This window comes from Bradyrhizobium sp. WCU1 (assembly GCF_053474805.1).
Window position 1 is genome coordinate 4,170,688 of sequence record NZ_CM130280.1, and the last position, 19,064, is coordinate 4,189,751.

At 63.7% G+C, this 19,064-nt stretch carries 15 protein-coding genes; 6 read left to right on the top strand and 9 right to left on the bottom strand.

The window, feature by feature from the left end; genetic code table 11:
- Positions 1-29: 29 nt before the first annotated feature.
- Complete coding sequence (locus ACTUWL_RS19355) at positions 30-731, bottom strand: response regulator transcription factor (protein WP_016843287.1); 702 nt, start codon at positions 729-731, stop codon at positions 30-32.
- Positions 732-972: 241 nt separating this feature from the next.
- On the opposite strand from ACTUWL_RS19355, the gene ACTUWL_RS19360 reads away from it, so the two are divergent.
- Both ACTUWL_RS19360 and ACTUWL_RS19365 read left to right on the top strand, forming a co-directional pair.
- Complete coding sequence (locus ACTUWL_RS19360) at positions 973-1,707, top strand: HugZ family pyridoxamine 5'-phosphate oxidase (RefSeq protein ID WP_021076629.1); 735 nt, start codon at positions 973-975, stop codon at positions 1,705-1,707.
- 828 nt (positions 1,708-2,535) lie between these two features.
- Complete coding sequence (locus tag ACTUWL_RS19365) at positions 2,536-4,152, top strand: phosphoenolpyruvate carboxykinase (RefSeq protein WP_021076628.1); 1,617 nt, start codon at positions 2,536-2,538, stop codon at positions 4,150-4,152.
- A 224-nt stretch (positions 4,153-4,376) separates the two neighbouring features.
- On the opposite strand, the gene rocF is transcribed toward ACTUWL_RS19365, so the two are convergent.
- From rocF to ACTUWL_RS19385, 4 genes are all read right to left on the bottom strand, one after another.
- Entirely contained in the window at positions 4,377-5,354 is a 978-nt protein-coding gene (gene rocF, locus ACTUWL_RS19370) for an arginase (protein WP_021076627.1), read from the bottom strand.
- Positions 5,355-5,516: 162 nt separating this feature from the next.
- A complete protein-coding gene (locus ACTUWL_RS19375; protein WP_021076626.1) occupies positions 5,517-6,338 on the bottom strand; it encodes an acyl-CoA thioesterase in 822 nt (273 codons plus the stop codon).
- 175 nt (positions 6,339-6,513) lie between these two features.
- The gene (locus ACTUWL_RS19380) at positions 6,514-9,030 is read right to left on the bottom strand and encodes a glycogen/starch/alpha-glucan phosphorylase (protein ID WP_373012116.1); all 2,517 of its coding nucleotides are present in this window, start codon (positions 9,028-9,030) and stop codon (positions 6,514-6,516) included.
- 561 nt (positions 9,031-9,591) lie between these two features.
- Complete coding sequence (locus ACTUWL_RS19385; protein WP_021076624.1) at positions 9,592-9,882, bottom strand: GIY-YIG nuclease family protein; 291 nt, start codon at positions 9,880-9,882, stop codon at positions 9,592-9,594.
- Between the two features lie 194 nt (positions 9,883-10,076).
- Here ACTUWL_RS19385 and ACTUWL_RS19390 point away from each other — a divergent pair, with 194 nt between their 5' ends.
- Positions 10,077-10,508 carry a hypothetical protein gene (locus ACTUWL_RS19390; protein ID WP_021076623.1) on the top strand — a complete coding sequence of 144 codons (432 nt, stop codon included), beginning with the start codon at positions 10,077-10,079 and terminating at the stop codon, positions 10,506-10,508.
- Here the strand turns inward: ACTUWL_RS19390 and ACTUWL_RS19395 are convergent.
- Together ACTUWL_RS19395 and pyrE are read right to left on the bottom strand one after the other, a co-directional pair.
- Entirely contained in the window at positions 10,505-11,278 is a 774-nt protein-coding gene (locus ACTUWL_RS19395) for a DUF2865 domain-containing protein (protein ID WP_021076622.1), read from the bottom strand. The genes ACTUWL_RS19390 and ACTUWL_RS19395 overlap by 4 nt on opposite strands.
- Before the next feature lie 194 nt (positions 11,279-11,472).
- On the bottom strand, positions 11,473-12,036 hold the full coding sequence (gene pyrE, locus ACTUWL_RS19400) for an orotate phosphoribosyltransferase (protein ID WP_021076621.1): 564 nt from the start codon (positions 12,034-12,036) through the stop codon (positions 11,473-11,475).
- Positions 12,037-12,237: 201 nt separating this feature from the next.
- Here pyrE and ACTUWL_RS19405 point away from each other — a divergent pair, with 201 nt between their 5' ends.
- The 3 genes from ACTUWL_RS19405 (at position 12,238) to ACTUWL_RS19415 (ending at position 14,986) form a co-directional block, all read left to right on the top strand.
- Positions 12,238-12,864 (top strand): glutathione S-transferase family protein, encoded by a 627-nt coding sequence (locus tag ACTUWL_RS19405; RefSeq protein ID WP_021076620.1) that lies wholly within the window; start codon positions 12,238-12,240, stop codon positions 12,862-12,864.
- 196 nt (positions 12,865-13,060) lie between these two features.
- A complete protein-coding gene (locus ACTUWL_RS19410; protein WP_146160324.1) occupies positions 13,061-13,354 on the top strand; it encodes a hypothetical protein in 294 nt (97 codons plus the stop codon).
- Positions 13,355-13,591: 237 nt separating this feature from the next.
- Positions 13,592-14,986 (top strand): hypothetical protein, encoded by a 1,395-nt coding sequence (locus ACTUWL_RS19415; RefSeq protein ID WP_021076618.1) that lies wholly within the window; start codon positions 13,592-13,594, stop codon positions 14,984-14,986.
- Between the two features lie 122 nt (positions 14,987-15,108).
- Here ACTUWL_RS19415 and ACTUWL_RS19420 read toward each other — a convergent pair whose 3' ends face one another.
- Positions 15,109-15,744, bottom strand: coding sequence for a LysE family translocator (locus ACTUWL_RS19420; protein ID WP_021076617.1), 636 nt, complete (start codon positions 15,742-15,744; stop codon positions 15,109-15,111).
- A gap of 237 nt (positions 15,745-15,981) precedes the next feature.
- A complete protein-coding gene (gene polA / locus ACTUWL_RS19425; RefSeq protein ID WP_021076616.1) occupies positions 15,982-19,029 on the bottom strand; it encodes a DNA polymerase I in 3,048 nt (1,015 codons plus the stop codon).
- Positions 19,030-19,064: the final 35 nt, after the last annotated feature.

Here is a 19,064-nt window from a genome sequence, read left to right on the forward strand (position 1 = left end):
CAGTCAACAAGCCGCCCGGGAAGCGCAGATCAGGCTTCCTTGAAGCGATAGCCGACGCCGTACAGCGTCTCGATCATCTCGAAGTCGTCGTCGACCACCTTGAACTTCTTGCGCAGCCGCTTGATGTGGCTGTCGATGGTGCGGTCGTCGACATAGACTTGGTCGTCATAGGCCGCGTCCATCAGCGCGTTGCGGCTCTTCACCACGCCGGGGCGGGTGGCGAGCGCCTGCAGGATCAGGAATTCGGTCACGGTGAGCGTCACTGGCTCGTTCTTCCAGGTGCAGGTGTGGCGCTCCGGATCCATCCGCAGCAGGCCGCGGTCGAGCGCGCGGGCGTCCGGCTCCTTCGGCGCGGCAGTCGGGTCCTTGGGCTGGCCGCGGCGGAGCACGGCCTTGACGCGTTCGACCAAGAGGCGCTGCGAGAACGGCTTGCGGATGAAATCGTCGGCGCCCATTTTCAGGCCGAACAATTCGTCGATCTCTTCGTCCTTCGAGGTGAGGAAGATCACCGGCAGGTCGGACTTCTGGCGCAGCCGGCGCAGCGTTTCCATGCCGTCCATGCGCGGCATCTTGATATCGAGGATCGCAAGATCGGGGGGCGACGTGCGAAACCCATCCAGCGCCGACGCACCGTCCGTGTAGGTCATGATGCGGTAGCCTTCGGCTTCAAGCGCGATCGAGACCGAAGTGAGAATGTTGCGGTCGTCGTCGACCAGGGCGATTGTGGGCATGAGCTGCTTTCACAATGAGAGTGGCTTAAACGGCGGGCACTCGGGCGACGCGCCGTGGAAATGGGCTTCGAACGCGGTCAACGAGCAATGCAAGCTGGGCTGAAGTGTGACCGAGTTCCGCAAAAAATACGCTTCTGCGACCCATGCGATGGACCCCATATACCACCCTGAGACCATGAAAACAGGCCCTTTTTTCATGCGGAACCGGCCCGATTCGCCCTCAAAATGACCCGACAGGCCTATGCAACCGACCACCGACTTCGATCCTGCCCACCTTGCCCGCTCGCTGCTTCGGCGCAGCCGCCAGGGCGCGCTCGCCACGCTGACGGCCGGCTCCGGCGATCCCTATTGCTCCCTGGTCAACCTCGCCAGCCATCCGGACGGCTCGCCGATCCTGCTGATTTCCCGGCTGGCGCTGCACACCAGGAACATCCTGGCCGACAGCCGGGTGTCCCTGATGCTGGACGAGCGTGCCGAGGGCGATCCCTTGGAGGGCGCCCGGATCATGCTGGCGGGAAAGGCCGAGGAGGTCGCCGAGGCCGGGCGTGAGCTCGCCCAACGGCGTTATCTCGCTGCCCAGCCGTCGGCGGAAGTCTTTGTAGAATTTAAGGATTTTTCGTTCTTCGTGATCCGGCCGAGCGGCGCCCATCTGGTCGCCGGGTTCGGCCGCATCGTCGACCTCAAGCCCGCCCAATTCCTGACCGATCTCGGCGGCGCCGAGGCGCTGCTGGAGGCCGAGCCGGGCGCGGTGGCGCACATGAACGAGGACCACCGCGAGGCGATGAACCTCTACGCCACGCGGCTGCTCGGCGCCGACAGCGCCGATTGGCTGTGCACCGGCTGCGACCCCGACGGCATGGACATGCAGGCCGGCCGCGCCACGCTGCGGCTCGATTTCCCCGAGCGGGTCAGCAACGGCACCGAGCTGCGCAAGATGCTGGTGCGGCTCGCCGGCGAAGCGCGGGCCAAGGGCTAGGGGAATGCGCGCTGGCGGCGCCGACGATGGTGCTGCGCCTGGCGAGGCATCGTGTCGCATGATGCGTGCAGGCAGAGGCTGCGTGCGGGGCTTTTGATAGCGCGATCAATTCGGTCCCGGCGCGGCACGTCATCGCTGATCGGCTCGATGCGCATGTGGGATTTTCTGCAGCATCGGAAAATCATTCGGACCCCGGGGCTCAGGCCGCGACGACACGCGGGCGTCAGATGTTGATTGCGTTACCATCGATCGTAACGGCCCGCGATCTGTCCAAAGGGCGTTGCGGAACATTGGCCGATGCCGGGCATTGAACTCACCCAGCTTCGACGAAGCATGCTGAGCTCAACCGAACGCAGCTCGATCCACGTGCACCACGATCGTGGGCGACGTCCTCGGCAGCGCAGCGCAGCGTCAACTCGCGGCAGTCCATTGCAACGACACATCCTCAGCGCGAAACGCATACCCGGCATTCCCCTTGTCTTATGCAGCAATCGGCGAACGCACACGCTAATCGCTGGCACTCTTTGTGCATCGCAAGGCCTCGTTCGCAGCGGGAAAGCGGCGAAACGTCGCTCGAACGCGGTGAAAACAATACGAAAGCGAAAGCGAAGCGAAAGGGTTTCGCGCTGCGGTATTTGCGCCGGATGATGTACCCCTGTTGGAATAAACCAAAAGCCGATCGACTGGCTTGGCAAGCCCGGCGATCCCCACTATTAGGTCGCCGGACCGGGGCCGAGAGGCTATATTCTGATGACGGTCATCACCGCGACGGGGCGCGACTAGCGACATTCGCGCGAACAAGGATACGCGGGTTCGAGGAGGTGCTTCGTGCAAGAGACGGGCGTGCATAACGGTGCCTTCGGCGCCGACAAATTCGGCTTAAAAAATCTCAAGGGCGTGCATTGGAACTATGGTGCGCCGCAGCTCTACGAGCACGCGTTGCGCAATGGCGAAGCGGTGCTCTCGGCCGATGGCGCGCTTTGCGCTGACACCGGTGAGTTCACCGGCCGCAGCCCGAAGGACAAGTTCACGGTCCGCGACGGCCTGACCGACAAGAGCATGTGGTGGGCCGGCAACCAGTCGATCACCTCGGAGCAGTTCGCAACGCTGCATGCCGACTTCATCAAGCATGCCGAAGGCATGACGCTGTTCGCGCAGGACCTCTATGGCGGCGCCGATCCGAAGCATCGCATCAAGACGCGCGTCTTCACCGAGCTCGCCTGGCACTCTCTGTTCATCCGCACGCTGCTCATTCGTCCTGAGACGTCCGAGCTCGCGGGCTTCGTGCCGGAGCTCACGATCATCGATCTGCCGAGCTTCCGCGCCGATCCGAAACGTCACGGCTGCAAGTCGGAGAACGTCGTCGCGATCGATTTCGCCCGCAAGATCGTCCTGATCGGCGGGTCTTATTATGCCGGCGAAATGAAGAAGAGCGTGTTCACCACGCTGAACTTCTACCTGCCCGAGAAGGGCGTGATGCCGATGCACTGCTCGGCCAATGTCGGCCCCGACGGCGACACCGCGATCTTCTTCGGCCTGTCCGGCACCGGCAAGACCACGCTGTCCGCCGATCCGAAGCGCACGCTGATCGGCGACGACGAGCATGGCTGGAGCGAGGACGGCGTCTTCAATTTCGAAGGCGGCTGCTACGCCAAGTGCATCAAGCTGTCGGGCGAGGCCGAACCGGAGATCTATGCCGCCAGCAAGCGCTTCGGCGCGGTGCTGGAGAACGTCGTGCTCGGCGTCAATGATCGCGTGCCTGACTTCGACGACGGCTCGAAGACCGAGAACACCCGCTCGGCCTATCCGCTCGATTTCATCCCGAACGCCTCGCGCACCGGCCGCGCGCCGCATCCGAAGAACGTGGTGATGCTCGCGGCCGACGCCTTCGGCGTGATGCCGCCGATCGCCAAGCTGACGCCGGCGCAGGCGATGTATCACTTCCTGTCCGGCTACACCGCGAAGGTCGCCGGCACCGAGCGTGGTCTCGGCAACGAGCCGCAGCCGGAATTCTCGACCTGCTTCGGCTCGCCGTTCCTGCCGCGCGATCCGTCGGTCTACGGCAATCTGCTCCGCGAGCTGATTGCAAAACACGATGTCGATTGCTGGCTGGTCAACACCGGCTGGACCGGCGGCAAGTACGGCACCGGCCGCCGCATGCCGATCAAGGTGACCCGCGCGCTGCTCACCGCGGCGCTGAACGGCAGCTTGCGCAACGCCGACTTCCGCACTGACAAGTATTTCGGCTTCGCGGTGCCGACCTCGTTGCCGGGCGTCGAGCCGCACATCCTCGATCCGATCAAGACCTGGGCCGACAAGGCCGAGTTCGACAAGACCGCGCGTGCGCTGGTCGGCATGTTCCAGAAGAACTTCGCCAAGTTCGAAGCGCAGGTCGACGCCGAAGTCCGCGCCGCCGCGCCGGAAGTGAAGCTCGCGGCGGAGTAAGCCGCGCAAACGATACGCGATTGGAAAGGGCGGCCTTCGTGGCCGCCTTTTTGTTTGCCTAGTCGGCTCGCCAAATATTCCGCTGTCGTCCCGGCGAAGGCCGGGACCCATAACCACCGATAGTCATTGTTGCGCGTCGGCGGAATGACGAGTCCCACCCACAACATCCGCTGCGGAGTATGGGTCCCGGCCTTCGCCGGGACGACATCGAGTGTGTTATTCCGCTACTCGCCCATCTCCGGCAGCACCGCGTTGCTCGGCGTCTGCCTGTCGGTGATCTGAAGCCCGAACAGGCTGCCGGTCAGTTCGACCGCGACGCGCGCGGTGCGGCCGCGCTCGTCGAGGAACGGATTGAGCTCGACGATATCGAGCGAGCGCACCAGCCCGGAATCATGCAGCAGCTCCATGATGAGATGCGCTTCCCGATAGGTCGCGCCGCCCGGAACCGTGGTGCCGACGCCCGGCGCGATGTCGGGATCGAGGAAGTCGACGTCGAACGAGACATGCAGCACGCCGTTCTTGGCCTTGACGCGTTCGATGACGCGGCGGGTCAGCACAGCGACGCCGAACTCGTCGATCTGGCGCATGTCCGCGATCGAGACGTTGCGTTGCCGCAGCAGCTTGCGCTCCAGCGGATCGACCGACCGGGTGCCGATCAGCGCCAGCTGATCCGATGGGATCGAGGCGCGAGGCAATCCGCCCAGCAGGTCGTCCAGCCCGTCCTCGCCGCACAGGAACGCCGCCGACATGCCGTGCATGTTGCCGGTGATGGTCGTGGCCGGTGTGTTGTAGTCGGCATGGGCGTCGACCCACAGCGCGAACAGCGGCCGGTCTCTCTCTTTCCAGTAGCGGGCAACGCCGTTGATCGACCCCATCGACAGCGAGTGATCGCCGCCCATGAAGATCGGGATCGCGCCGGAATGCGCCAGCCAGTAGGCGCGCTCGGAGACCGCGCGGGTCCAGGTCTTCACCTCGTCATAGAACTTGGTGTTGGCCGGCACCGGGCCGTCGGCGACCACAGCCGGGATCGCAAGGTTGCCGTGGTCGTCGACCTGGAAGTCGAGCTGCTCGAGCAGGCGCGCGATGCCTGCGGTGCGCAGCGCGTCCGGTCCCATCAGCGGACCGGGCTGCGATGCGCCGATCTCGATGGGAACGCCAAGCAGCGCGATGCGCGAGGGCTTCGAAGTGTCGGCTTCGGACATGCGGCAGTGCTCCCAAGGGTGTGGAACAGAAGCGACGCGCCAATGTTCCCCCAACCCTTGAAATAGGCAATGCGGTCCCAGCAGACCAATGTGGATATTTGACTACGCCTTGACTTGACGCGTTTTCTTCACGCGAACCGGTACCCACTTCGCTCGAAAACGCTACGCCTTGAAATAGGCGATCTGCGTCGTGGTGGCGAGCAGGCGGCCGGAGGGCGACCACAATTCGCCGTGCTGGTCGCCATAGCTCTTGTGGAAGGTCTTTGCGTCGGCCGTGGCGAGCACGCGGGTGGTATCCTCGGCATCGAGGTCGGCCGCGTCGGCGTGGAAATAGGTCGTCAGCGACACCGTGCCGAACGGCACCAGCTCATGCCGGGCGTGGAAGACGCGGCCGAAGAACGCATCCGACATCGACATCAGCGACAGCGCGTCGAGCTTGCGCGGCACGCGGTCGGCAATCCACAGCTTCGAATAGGGGCTCGACGGCACCTTTGCACCGCCGCCACCGGCGAATTTCGGCTCGCCCTCGGCGAAGCGGAAATCGTACTGGTTGGGCCAGGTCATCGCGAGCTTCGGATAGGGCCGCAGCTGCTCGAACGGCACGGCGCCCGGAAATTGCGCCGGCTGGTGCGACCAGGAGGGGCGACGCTCAGCGAACACCGCGGTCGCCAGCGTCGTGACCTCACCGCCGCCTTGCGTCATCTCGACCGACCAATGCTGGCTCGAGCGGTTGGCCTTGACCAGGCGGACATCGAGATCGAACACGCCCTCGGCGACCGGCGCGCAGTAATTGACCGTCAGCGCCAGCGGATCGCCCGCGCGCTGCGGATGCTGCATCAACGCGCGCAGGATGGTCGCCGCTGTGCAGCCGCCGAACGGGCCGACGAAGGCCCAGTAATCCGGGCTGGTGCGTCCCTGCCAGCGGCTGTCGCCGGCAGTCACGGCGGTGGCTTCATCGAAAAGGTGCGGGGTCTTGGTGAGCATGTAAATCCTTGGATCGAAAATGCGCGGCGAAGCAATCCAGCGTGCCGCATATCCGGATGGGTGGATTGCTCGTCGCTTCGCTCCTCGCAACGACGGCGTGCGTTCACAATGAATATCGCGGGCCGTCGCGCCGAATTCAATGATGTCGCACGTAATCGATTTCCGTGCCCCGGGATTACCCCTTCGCCTCGCGCTGGTTACCCAGCTGCGGCGCGGCGCTCGGATGCACTGGAACGTGCCAGATGTCCTCGGCGTATTCGCGGATGGTGCGGTCGGAGGAGAACCACGCCATGCGCGCCACGTTGAGGATCGAGGCGCGGGTCCAGGCCGGCGGCACCTGCCAGCGGGCGTCGATGCCGCGTTGCGCATCGTAGTAGGAATCGAAGTCGGCGGAGACCATGTAGTGGTCGAGATAGCGCAGCGCGTGCCCGATCGAGGCGAAGCGCGCGGCATCGCCCGGCGAGAACTCGCCGCTCTCGATGGCGCGGATCGCGCGCTCGAGCCGCGGCGATTTGCGGATCACGTCACTGGCATCGAGCCCCTGCTTGCGGCGGACCATGACGTCGCCGGCCTCCAGCCCGAAAATCGCGATGTTCTCGGGGCCGACCGCGTCGCGGATCTCGATATTGGCGCCGTCGAGCGTGCCGATGGTCAGCGCGCCGTTCAGCGCGAGCTTCATGTTGCCGGTGCCGGAGGCCTCCATGCCGGCGGTCGAGATCTGCTCGGAGAGATCGGCGGCCGGAATGATCACCTCGGCAAGGCTAACATTGTAGTCGGCGAGGAAGACCACCTTCAGCCTGCCGCCGAGCGAGGCGTCGTTGTTGACCACCTCGGCGACGTCGTTGATCAGCTTGATGATCAGCTTGGCGTAGCGATAGCTCGCCGCCGCCTTGCCGGCGAAGATTTTTACCCGCGGCACCCAGTTTGCGGCCGGGTCGTCCTTCATCGCGTGATACAGCGCGATCGTCTCCAGGATGTTGAGCAGCTGCCGCTTGTATTCGTGGATGCGCTTGATCTGCACGTCGAACAGCGCCGACGGGTCGACCTTGACGTGGTTGCGCTCGCCGATCAGCCGCGCCAGCGCCAGCTTGTTGTGATGCTTGACGTCGCGGAACCGCTTCTGGAATTCGAGGTCGCTCGAATGCGCCTCGAGCCGATCGAGCAGCGAGAAGTCGTCGAGCACGGCTTCGCCGCAGGTCTCGCGCAACAGCGCGGTCAGCCGCGGATTGGCCAGCATCAGCCAGCGGCGGAAGGTGATGCCGTTGGTCTTGTTGGTGATGCGCTGGGGATAGAGATGATGCAGATCGTGGAACACGGTCTCCTTCATCAGGTCGGAATGCATCGCCGAGACGCCGTTGATGCGATGCGAGCCGACGAAGGCGAGTTGGCCCATCCGCACCCGGCGGCCGCTGCGTTCGTCGATCAGCGAGACCGACGCACGATACTCGATGTCGCCCGGGAAGCGCTCCTCGGCGAGCGCGAGATGCGCCACGTTGATGCGGTAGATGATCTCGAGATGCCGCGGCAACAGCCGCTCGAACAGTTCGACCGGCCAGGTCTCGAGCGCCTCCGGCAGCAGCGTGTGGTTGGTGTAGGACAGGGTTGCTACCGTAATCTTCCAGGCCTCGTCCCAGCGGAAATTGTGCAGGTCGACCAGGATGCGCATCAGCTCGGTGACGGCGAGGCTCGGATGGGTGTCGTTGAGCTGCACCGCCGCCTTCTGCGCGAGATTGCGCAGGCCGCCGTCGGAGGCGAGATGGCGGTTGATGAGATCCTGCAACGAGGCCGAGACGAAGAAATATTCCTGGCGCAGCCGCAGCTCGCGGCCCGCCGCACTCTCGTCGTTCGGGTAGAGGAATTTGCAGATCGCCTCCGCGCGCGCCTGCTCGGCGCTGGCCGAGACGTAGTCGCCGGTGTTGAAGACGTCGAGCTTGAGCGGGTCGGGCGCATGCGCCGACCACAGCCGCAGCGCGTTGACGTGCTGGCCGCGCCAGCCCACGATCGGCGTGTCGTAGGCCATCGCCTCGACGGTTTCCGCCGGATGCCAGGTGGCGCAGTCGCGGCCGCGGTCGTCGACATGCTCGACATGGCCGCCGAAATGGACGTTGTAGACCACCTCCGGCCGCTGGAATTCCCAGGGGTTGCCGAACGCCAGCCATTCGTCGGGATATTCCTGCTGCCAGCCCTGGTTCATGATCTGGCGGAACAGACCGAAATCGTAGCGGATGCCGTAGCCGGTTGCGGGGATCGCCAGCGTCGCCATGCTCTCCATGAAGCAGGCCGCGAGCCGCCCGAGGCCGCCATTGCCGAGCGCGGCGTCCGGCTCGCATTTGCGCAGGTCCGAGAGATCGACACCGAGGTCGCCGAGCGCGGCCTCGAACAGCGGCAGCAGTCCCATATTGTTCAGCGCGTCGGTGAACAGCCGGCCGATCAGGAATTCGAGCGAGAGATAGTAGACGCGCTTGGCGCCGGCATCGTAGCTCTGCTTCTCGGCGGTCAGCCAATGGTGCACGATGCGGTCGCGCAGCGCCAGCGTCGCCGCCTTGTACCAGTCGCGCCTGGTCGCAACAGTGGCGTCCTTGCCGATCGCAAGCCGCAGCTTGGCCAGGATCGCACCCTTGATCTCGGTCAGCGCCAGCTCGTCGATCGGCTGGTTCAGTGCCGGGTAGTTTGTCTGTTCCTGCAACGCCAATCCCCGCCGTTCAAACTCACCGCAATGATACGCGCGTTGCGCTGCAACCGAAACCGTCGAGAGCCGCCATGCACCGCACCTGCCGCGATTTTATGCAAGGACCGGGCCGATTTCAGGCATTCGGGCCTGCTGGTTGCAGTGCTGTCGTCGTCCGTGAGCGCCGAGATTTTGCGACAATTTTGCCGGCCGCGCGCTGCGCCGCCATCAAGCGACAATGCGGCGGCAAGTTTGACGCGAACGCTTGCGGCGACAGGTTGCTGTCGGCGAATTGAACACCGCGCAACGCGGCTTCATGCGCGGGTCGGAAACACCGTGATGATACGGATTTCCAAGGTTTAACGAGGTCTTTACAACCAGAGCAGTCGCTCGTGGGGCGGGCACATATTTTAGCTCCGACGCATTTCATTTCGAAGCCATTTTCAACGGGCCGCTGACTTAAGTCAGCGGCCCGAATTGCTTTTGGGGGGCTGGCAGTTTCATTGCGGCCGCCTTTTCATGAGGCGAAGACAGTCACCGCAAATTCGTCGCCCCGGCGAAGGCCGGGGCCCATAACCACAGCCATCAGAGAAGGTGGGACAGGTCGCCCCACTCCGGATTGTCTTGCTCGATCAGGCGAATCTTCCAGTCGCGGCGCCATTCCTTGAGCGCTTTTTCCCGCGCGATCGCCTCCTGCGGTGAAGCGTAGGCCTCCGTGTAAACCAGACGTGTGACGCCGTACTTCTTGACGAATTGCGAGCCGCGTCCGGAGCGATGGAGCGTCAGCCGATTGAGAAGATCGTTGGTGACGCCGATGTAGAGTGTCCCGTGGCGACGGCTCGCGAGAATGTAGACGTAATAGACTGTGGCGTTCATTTTGCGGCACCTCTCACGTGAGATGTCGGATTGCGGTGGTTATGGGCCCCGGCCTTCGCCGGGGCGACGTTGCAGATAATTTGCAAACCAACTAGAACGAATTAAGAACACTTTAGCAAGTCTTTGATATATCATCATGATTCGGCGCTGCGCCGATACAATATCTAGGGTCTCCCAGCCTTCGCGAGGACTACATGTCCACCATCGCCTTCGATCAGTTCGCTCTCACCCGCATCGCGGATTTCGCCCGCTCGCTGTCGCGACTGCACCAGGTCTCGCGGCGCCAGCCGATCGACGACGATCAGCTCGATCGCGAGTTCAACGCGGTCTGCATGTCGATCTGGGGCTACACCACGGATGATTTCAGCGACGAGCTGTTTTCGCTCGAGGATCACGCCTGGCTCGATTCGCTCGACGAGGCGCATGCGCGCCTGTTCGCCGCCGAGCAGGGCTACGACCTGGTCGACGATCACGGCATGCTGACGGATTGGTGGGGCTATTGCTGGATGATCCTCGCCGAGAAGCGCGGGCTCCTCAACCCGGAGAACCGCGCCGCCGCGCGGGCCGCGATCGAGGAGAAATACCTGGCCGCGCCGAACGTTATCGGCGTGATCGTGGCGCGTTAATTCGCCTCGGCGCGCTTGCCGGACTTTGCCGCGTTGCCCTTCGGCGCGACGGACGACGGCGCGACATCGCGGCCGGTCTCCGGCAGCGGCGCGTCGCTCGCGAGTTCGGCGCTGACGGGCGCAACCTTCATTTCGCCGAGCCGCGCGCGGACCGCTGCGGTGAGCCCGGGATAGGACGCGACCGGCGTGAAGTCGAACGACTGCTCGTTGCCGACGCGGACGCCGGTATAGGCGACGAGACCGTCGGTGGTCGCGATCACGTCGCCGGCTTTCAGCGAGGCATCGAGCGCGAGATCGACCGGGGCGAGCCCCGCCGGGTCGCGGCCGTTGCAGGTGCAGTCGGCGCGCAGCGCCTTGCGATAGGCGAAGGCATTCTCGCTGTCGGTGTAGCGCTCGCCGGTGCTCGATGCGGAGCTGTCGATATGGCTGCCGTAATAGACCTTGGTGGCGCTCGCCGGACAGAACGCCTGGCAGAGCTGCGCCGGCGTCGCGTTGCCGCGCATCGTCAGCGGAAAATATTTGCCATCGCAGCTGCGCACGCAATAGGCCGGTCCGGAACCCGCGACGCGCGGCGCCGAGGCGGGCGCGGACTGCTGCCGTTCCGGCTGCTGGTTGAGGCCGAACGGATCGGCGAAGAAATTGGCCTGCGGCGGAGCCTGCCGGCCCTGCTGCTTCTGGGCACCGCCGAAGAACAAGTCGAACAGCCCTTCGGCCGAGACGGGAGCGGGCACGACCAGGACGGAACCCGCAATGGCTGCGGCGGCAAGCATCACGCAGCGCCGCACGCGCCGATCACTCAACTCTGTACGCAACGCCAACTCCACCCGACGCGCCGCGGCAAGGTGCCCCGGCGGATTCACCCTACGGTGGGATGGTAAACGAGCGATTGATCGGGCGTGACGGCGTCACAAGAAACGGGGATGGCGCGGCCTATGCATCTGGCCGCGACGGCTGCGAAAGAACCTCAGTCCTTCAGGAACTCGCCGGCCTTGTACAGCGCGCGGAACGGCAGGCCGGCCTCGGCGAACGTTTCGGTGGCGCCTTCCTCGCGGTCGACCATGGTGAAGACCAGCGCGATCTCGCCGCCGGCCTCGCGCACCGCTTCCACCGCCTTCAGCGCCGAGCCGCCGGTCGTGGTGACGTCCTCGACGATCACGATGCGCTTGCCGGCCAGGCTCTCGCCCTTGGCGAGGCCTTCCACCGCGAGCCGCGCGCCGTGCTCCTTCGGCTTCTTGCGCACGAAGAAGGCCGCGATCGGATGACCCTTCAGCCAGGACAGCTGCGCGATCGCGCCGGCGAGCGGCACCGCGCCCATCTCCAGCCCGCCGACGAAATCGAGCTTGTCGTCCTTCAGCGCCTCGTAAGTGAGCTCGGCGAGCAGCGCTGCGCCCTCGGGATCGAGCATCGTCGGCTTCAGGTTGAAATAGAAGTCGCTCTTGCGGCCCGACGCCAACGTGATCTCGCCGCGGCCGAACGAGCGCTTGCGGATGATCTCGGCGAGGCGGGCGCGGGAGGCTGATTTGGACAAAGACTTTTCCCTTGAGGGTTTGAGGCGGGCGGCAATCTATCCACGCTGACCGGCACATTCCAGCGCGGAAATCGGGCCGTCAACAGCGCCCATGCCGCGATTTCCGCGGGCGAGCTTTCCGGAAAGCGCGGTTGTGCGGCCGTTCCAATCCCCGTAAGCAGGCACCAAACACTCTGCCAAACACTTGCACGGGAAGCGGAAATGACCATCGAGCTGCACACCTGGAACACGCCCAATGGCCTCAAGATCTCGGTGGCGCTGGAGGAGATGGGGCTGCCCTACAAGGTGATCCCGGTGAACATCGGCAAGGGCGAGCAGATGGCGCCCGCCTTCCTCGCGATCAGCCCGAACAACAAGATCCCGGCGATCGTCGATCCCGATGGTCCCGGCGGCAAGCCGGTCAGCATCTTCGAGTCCGGCGCGATCCTGCTCTATCTCGGCGAGAAGACCGGCAAGTTCCTGCCGAAACCGCTCGCCGAGCGGATTCCGGTCTATGAATGGCTGATGTGGCAGATGGGCGGTTTCGGCCCGATGCCGGGCCAGGTGCATCATTTCATCGCGCTGGAGAACGAGCAGGACCGCGCCTACGGCCTGAAGCGCTACATGGCCGAGACGCGACGGCTCTATGGCGTGCTGGATCGCAGGCTGGATGGCCGCGACTTCGTCGCCGGCGAGCTCTCGGTTGCCGATTTCGCCATCCTCGGCTGGGCCTGGCGCCATCCGCGCCACAAGGTCGAGCTATCAGACTTCCCCAACGTCAAGCGCTGGTATGAGACGCTGATGGCCCGCCCCGCGACCAAGCGCGGGATGGAAGCGAAGCTGGATTGAGGGGCGGTGGGCGCTCTTCCCTTCTCCCCCGTGGGAAAGTCAGTAGTGGAAATAACTTAGCAACATCAATCTACGGTCGTTCGGAATGTATTGCCTGTGCAAAAACAGAAATTCCGCTGATACTGGTGGGAAATGGTACTCGACTTAACCTGCTATGGTCAGGTCAGTGCCCTGATAGGGGTGCGCGGAACAACCAATGAGCACTACATCTCTAGAGATCGGCGCAAGGGTTATTGCAGTTCGGAATTTTGGGCCTGTGAAAGAGGGGCAGCCAGGTATTGTAACCGGCATTGCCGAAGAACGTTGGTTCTGGAAGTCGAAACAGATCTATCTTTGCACGTTTGCGGACAACGTAAGAATTGCTGCGCGCCCAAGAGAGATCGAGGGTTACGACCACAGTTATAGTCTTACCGATCTGGAAGCTCCAAACTTTCTGTCGGCGATGGCCGCACGGCAGCGCGACAAATTGAAAGCGCGAAGGCCGGGATGACGGACCATGCTGTCTGTCTTACTCGCCGCTCGCGGGCTGACCGGCGAGGTGCTCGGCTCGCTGCACGCACTTGATGAAGTTTTCGCGCACATCGCGGGTTGGGCGGCGCGCGATCCGTGGATCACAATAGCTGTGGCAGAGGAATGATGCACCTTGCGCGAGCGGCGGTGCTACGCTTGAATGCCGCCCTTTCCGATGAGGCGATAGCGAACTCCTGGCCAAAGGACGGAAATTTACATGGCAGAAAAGTCAGTGGTCGATGCAATAGTCGCATCACCCTCTGAGAGCTTAACGGTGGAGATCAAGACTTGGATTGATCCGACGCAGCCCGCAGGAATTGCAAAAATCGCTAAGGGAGCAATGGCGCTTCGCAATCGTAATGGGGGCTTTTTTGTTATCGGCTTCGACGACAAGACCTTGACGCCAGATACGGCCAAGCGACCAGCGAACGCTGAGGCGCTTTTCCATGTCGATGTCATTCAGGGGATAATCTCAAAATATGCCTCTGAGCCATTTGAGGTCACGGTGAATTGGAGCGAACGCCAGGGGGCATCGTACCCAGTGCTATCCGTGCCATCCGGCGTCAAAGTACCTGTCGCGGCTAAACGCGAGTTGAAAGACGGTTCGCAAATCCTGATAAGAAACAATACCGTCTATTTCCGGTCACTTTCATCGAATGGCACTGTAAGTACCACTGAGGCGCTAGCACGCGATTGGCCAGAAATAGTTGAGATTTGCTTTGATAATCGAGAAGCGGACGTAGGACGGTTCATTCGCCGCCATTTGCCGGGGCTTGATTTAGGTTCATTGTTGAAGTTTTCGACGAGCCAGCCACAGGCACCCACGCTCTGTGATCGAGCGTTGAGCGTCATAGATGCGGGTGAAAGCCGATACAAAGAGCGCATAAAAAATCGGAAGCTTTCTGCCGAGGAGAAGCCACTTGTCGGCCGCGCCTTTTGGAGTGTTGCCCTCGTCGTTGATCCACCTCGGCAGAACGCCATCGCCAATCAGGAGGTCCTAGATCGCTTAGCTGTCAGCAATCCTCGGTATACTGGATGGCCTATCTGGATGGACGCTAGAACGATGTCCGATGCAGAGAATCGCACGAAGGTGCGGGAGGACGCATTTGAATACCTCGTCGTGTCCGCGTCACCGGAATTTTCGGACCACATCGATTTTGCGCGCCTTGACCCTAAAGGTGAGTTCTTTCTTCACCGGCTTTTACAGGATGATGGCGTGCCTGCCCGAATTCGGCCGGGCCGTGTACTCGATCCGACGCTAATGATCTTGCGAGTGGCAGAAGCAATGGCGGTCGGCATTGCGCTGTCGAAAGCTTTGGGCTGCGAGCCGGAGAAAACTACTCTTGGTTTTGCCTTCCGGTGGCACCAGCTATCAGGTAGATCGCTGACCAATTGGGCAAACCAGCAATACATCTTTCGGGATGGTGGCAAAGCGCACGATGACGTTGTCGAAACGTGCGTTCAATTCCCGCTTGAGACGCCGCTTTCAGCTCTTCCTCAATTTGTCGATGAAGCGACAAAGCGCCTATTTGCCGCTTTTGACGGTGCAACTGTGCCCATCATCACCACCGAGGACCTAGTCAAGAAGCTCATCGAGCGCCGCTTATTGTGATCCGCCGCGTCCGAAAGATGCGAGCCGGATGAGGGAGTTCTCTCCGCGGATGCAAACTCACCCGGCTTCATCTCGCTCCGCTCGATTGTGCCATCCTCTCCCACAAGGGGAGAGGGTACTTATTAGGCCCGCCGCGCTTCAAGCGCCATCTTCATCGCAAGCCCTGCGAGCACGGTGCCCATCAGCCAGCGCTGCACCAGGAGCCAGGTCGGGCGGGTGCCGAGGAACACCGCGATCGAGCCGGCGGCGAGCGCGATCATCGCGTTGACGCTGACGCTGATCACGATCTGGATCGAGCCGAGCGCGAGCGACTGCGTCAGCACGCTGCCGCCGGCGGGATCGATGAACTGCGGCAGCAGCGCCAGATAGAGCATCGCGATCTTCGGATTCAGCAGATTGGTGAGGAAGCCCATTGCGAACAATTTGCGCGGGCCGTCGACCTTCATCGCCTTGACCTGGAACGGCGAGCGGCCGCCGGGCCTCACGGCCTGCCATGCCAGCCAGAGCAGATAGGCCGCACCGGCGAAGCGCAGCGCGTCATAAGCGTAGGGGATCGCGAACAAGAGTGCAGTGATGCCGAACGCTGCGCACAGCATGTAGAACACGAAGCCGAGCGCGACGCCGCCGAGCGAGACGATGCCGGCCGCCGGCCCCTGCGTGATCGAGCGCGAGATCAGGTACATCATGTTCGGTCCCGGCGTCAGCACCATGCCGAGGCAGACGAGCGCAAAGCCGAGCAACGCGGATGTGTGGGGCATGATGGGTCTCGCGAGGGGATGCACGCACTTCTAGCGCGTCATCCGCCGCGCGGCCATGCTGGAATTGCTCTCGGAGCAATGTGGATTGCAGCTCTCCCCGATCTCTCGCCGTCATTCCGGGGCGTGCGAAGCACGAGCCCGGAATCCATCGGGCCACATAACGTGCGGATGAATGGATTCCGGGCTCTCGCCTTCGGCGATCTCCGGAATGACGATGAGGCCGAGGCAAGGTAGACTCTAATGCGCCTCGTCCCAATTGTTGGCGGCGCGGGCATCGACCTGGAGCGGCAGCGACAGGATCACGGCCGGGAACGGCGCGTCCTGCATCACCTTCTGCACCACCGGCAGCGTCGCCGCGACCTCGTTGTCGGGCACCTCGAAGATCAGTTCGTCATGCACCTGCAAGAGCATCTGCGCCGAGAGCTTCTTCTCGGCGAGCGCGTCCTCGACCCGGATCATGGCGCGGCGGATGATGTCGGCCGCGGTGCCTTGCAAGCGCGCGTTGATCGCGGCGCGCTCGTTGAAGGCCCGGTGCGAGGCGTTCGATGCCTTGATCTCGGGGTAGTACATTTTGCGGCCGAACAGCGTGGTGACGTAGCCGTTCCTGCGGCAGAACTCCTTGGTCTCGTCCATATAGGCGCGGATGCCCGGGAAGCGCTCGAAATACTTCTTGATGTAGGCCGAGGCTTCCTCGCGGGCGATGCCGAGCTGGTTGGCGAGGCCGAACGCCGAGATGCCGTAGATGATGCCGAAATTGATCGCCTTGGCACGGCGCCGCACCTCGCTCGGCATGTCCTTGATCGGCACGCCGAACATTTCGGAGGCGGTCATCGCGTGAATGTCGAGCCCGTCGCGGAACGCCTGGCGCAGCACCGGCACGTCGGCGATCTCCGCAAGCAGCCGCAATTCGATCTGCGAGTAGTCCGCCGACACCAGCTTGTGCCCGGGCGTCGCGATGAAGGCGCGGCGGATCTTGCGGCCGTCCTCGGTGCGAACCGGGATGTTCTGCAAGTTCGGCTCGTTCGACGACAGCCGCCCCGTGGTGGTCGCGGCCAGCGCGTAGGTGGTGTGCACGCGATGGGTCTGCGGGTTGACATAGGTCGGCAGCGCGTCGGTGTAGGTCGACTTCAGCTTGGAGACCTGGCGCCACTCCAGGATCTTGCTCGGCAGCGCGTGGCCCTGCTCGGCGAGGTCGTCGAGCACCTGCGCGGTCGTGGACCACGCGCCGGTCTTGGTTTTGGTGCCGCCGGACAATCCCATCTTGCCGAACAGGATGTCGCCGATCTGCTTGGGGCTGCCGACATTGACCGGCTCGCCGGCGATCTCCTGGATCTCGGCTTCCACGCGTGCGGCAGTCTGGGCGAAATCCCCCGACAGCCGCGACAGCACCTGGCGGTCGATCGAGATGCCGCGGCGCTCCATTCGCGCCAGCACCGCGACCAGCGGCCGCTCCAGCGTCTCGTAGACGGTCCCCATGCGGTCGGCGACCAGGCGCGGCTTGAGGATACGCCACAGCCGCAAGGTCGCATCGGCGCTCTCGGCCGAATATTCGGTCGCCCTGTCGATGGTGACCTGGTCGAAGGTGAGCTTGCCCTTGCCGCTGCCGACCAGCGCGCCATAGGCGATCATGGCATGGCCGAACGAGCGCTCGGCGAGCGCTTCCAGCGCGTGCGAGCCGCGGCCGGCATCGAGCGCGTATGACATCAGCTGCGCATCGTCGGTATTGCGCAGGGTGATGCCGTGTTGCGCCAGCAGCACGCTTGCGAACTTGACGTTGAAGCCGACCTTGAGAAGCCCCGGGGACTCCAGCAGCGGCTTGAGTGCCGCGAGCGCGTCTGAAGCCTTGATCTGGTCGGGCGCCAGTCCGGCATCGAACAGCCCGGCGCCGCCGCCGGCCTGCTTGTGGCCGAGCGGGACGTAACCGGCATCGCCGGCGGCGAGCGCGAGCGCGATGCCGGAAATCTCCGCCTGCATCGGATCAATCTGGTCGCTCATCACCTCGATCGCGAAATGACCGACGTCGGGCACGCGGGCGATCCAGGCCTGCAGCGCCTCGATGCTGCGGATCGTCTGGTACTTGCTGCGATCGAACGGCAGCTTCCGCATCGCGTCCGCATGCGCCTCGGTCAGCGCGGCCGGCGTGCCCTTGAAACTCGAGGACTTGTCGCCCTTGCTGCCACTCTTTGCAGTCGGGGCGGGGCTTGCAAAGAGATCGCCGGACGAGCCGGCCGCCTTGGCAGGCCCGTCGGCCGCAGCGGATTTCGTGCTCGCGCCGCTCTTGTTGCTCGCGTCGGCGTCGACATTGGCGGGATCGATCTGCGCATAGTCGGCGACGCGACGGGTGAGGGTGGTGAACTCCATCGCCTTGAGGAAGGCGATCAGCCGGCGCGAGTCCGGCTCATGCACTGCGAGGTCGTCGAGCGGCACCTCGAGGTCGACCTTGTCGTCGAGCAGCACCAGCTGGCGCGAGATCCGCGCCTTCTCGGCATTCTCGAGCAGCGCCTCGCGCCGCTTCGGCTGCTTGATCTCGGTGGCTCGGAACAGCAGCTGATCGAGATCGCCATACTCGATGATCAGCTGCGCTGCGGTCTTGATGCCGATGCCGGGCACGCCGGGCACGTTGTCGGTGGAATCGCCGGCCAGCGCCTGCACCTCGACCACCTTCTCCGGCGGCACACCGAATTTCTCGATCACCTCCGGGATGCCGATGCGGCGATCCTTCATCGTGTCGTACATCACGACCTTGTCGGTGACGAGCTGCATCAGGTCCTTGTCTGACGAGACGATGGTCGTGGTCGCGCCGCGTTCGGTCGCGAGCCGCGCATAGGTCGCGATCAGATCGTCGGCCTCGAAGCCGGCCTGCTCGAGGCAGGGCAGGTCGAAGGCGCGCACCGCTTCGCGGATCAGCGCGAATTGCGGGATCAGATCGTCCGGCGCCGGCGGCCGGTGCGCCTTGTAGTCCGGATAGAGCTTGTTGCGGAACGTGATCTCCGACTTGTCGAAGATGATCGCCAGATGGGTCGGCCGGTTGTCCTCGGGCATGTCGCGCAGCAGCTTCCACAGCATGTTGCAGAAGCCGAGCACGGCGTTGACCTGCAGCCCGTCGGACTTGCGGTTGAGCGGCGGCAGCGCGTGATAGGCGCGGAAGATGTAGCCCGAGCCGTCGACCAGAAAGATATGGTCGCCCTTCGCCGCCGCCCTGCTTGCAACCGGTTTGGCGGCGACGGGCTTCGGGGCGGTGTTCGGGGTGGGCTTCGCGGGGTCTTTGGAGGCTGTTTTCGGCATGGCCGAAACTTAGGGATTTTTGCGCGGATTGACAG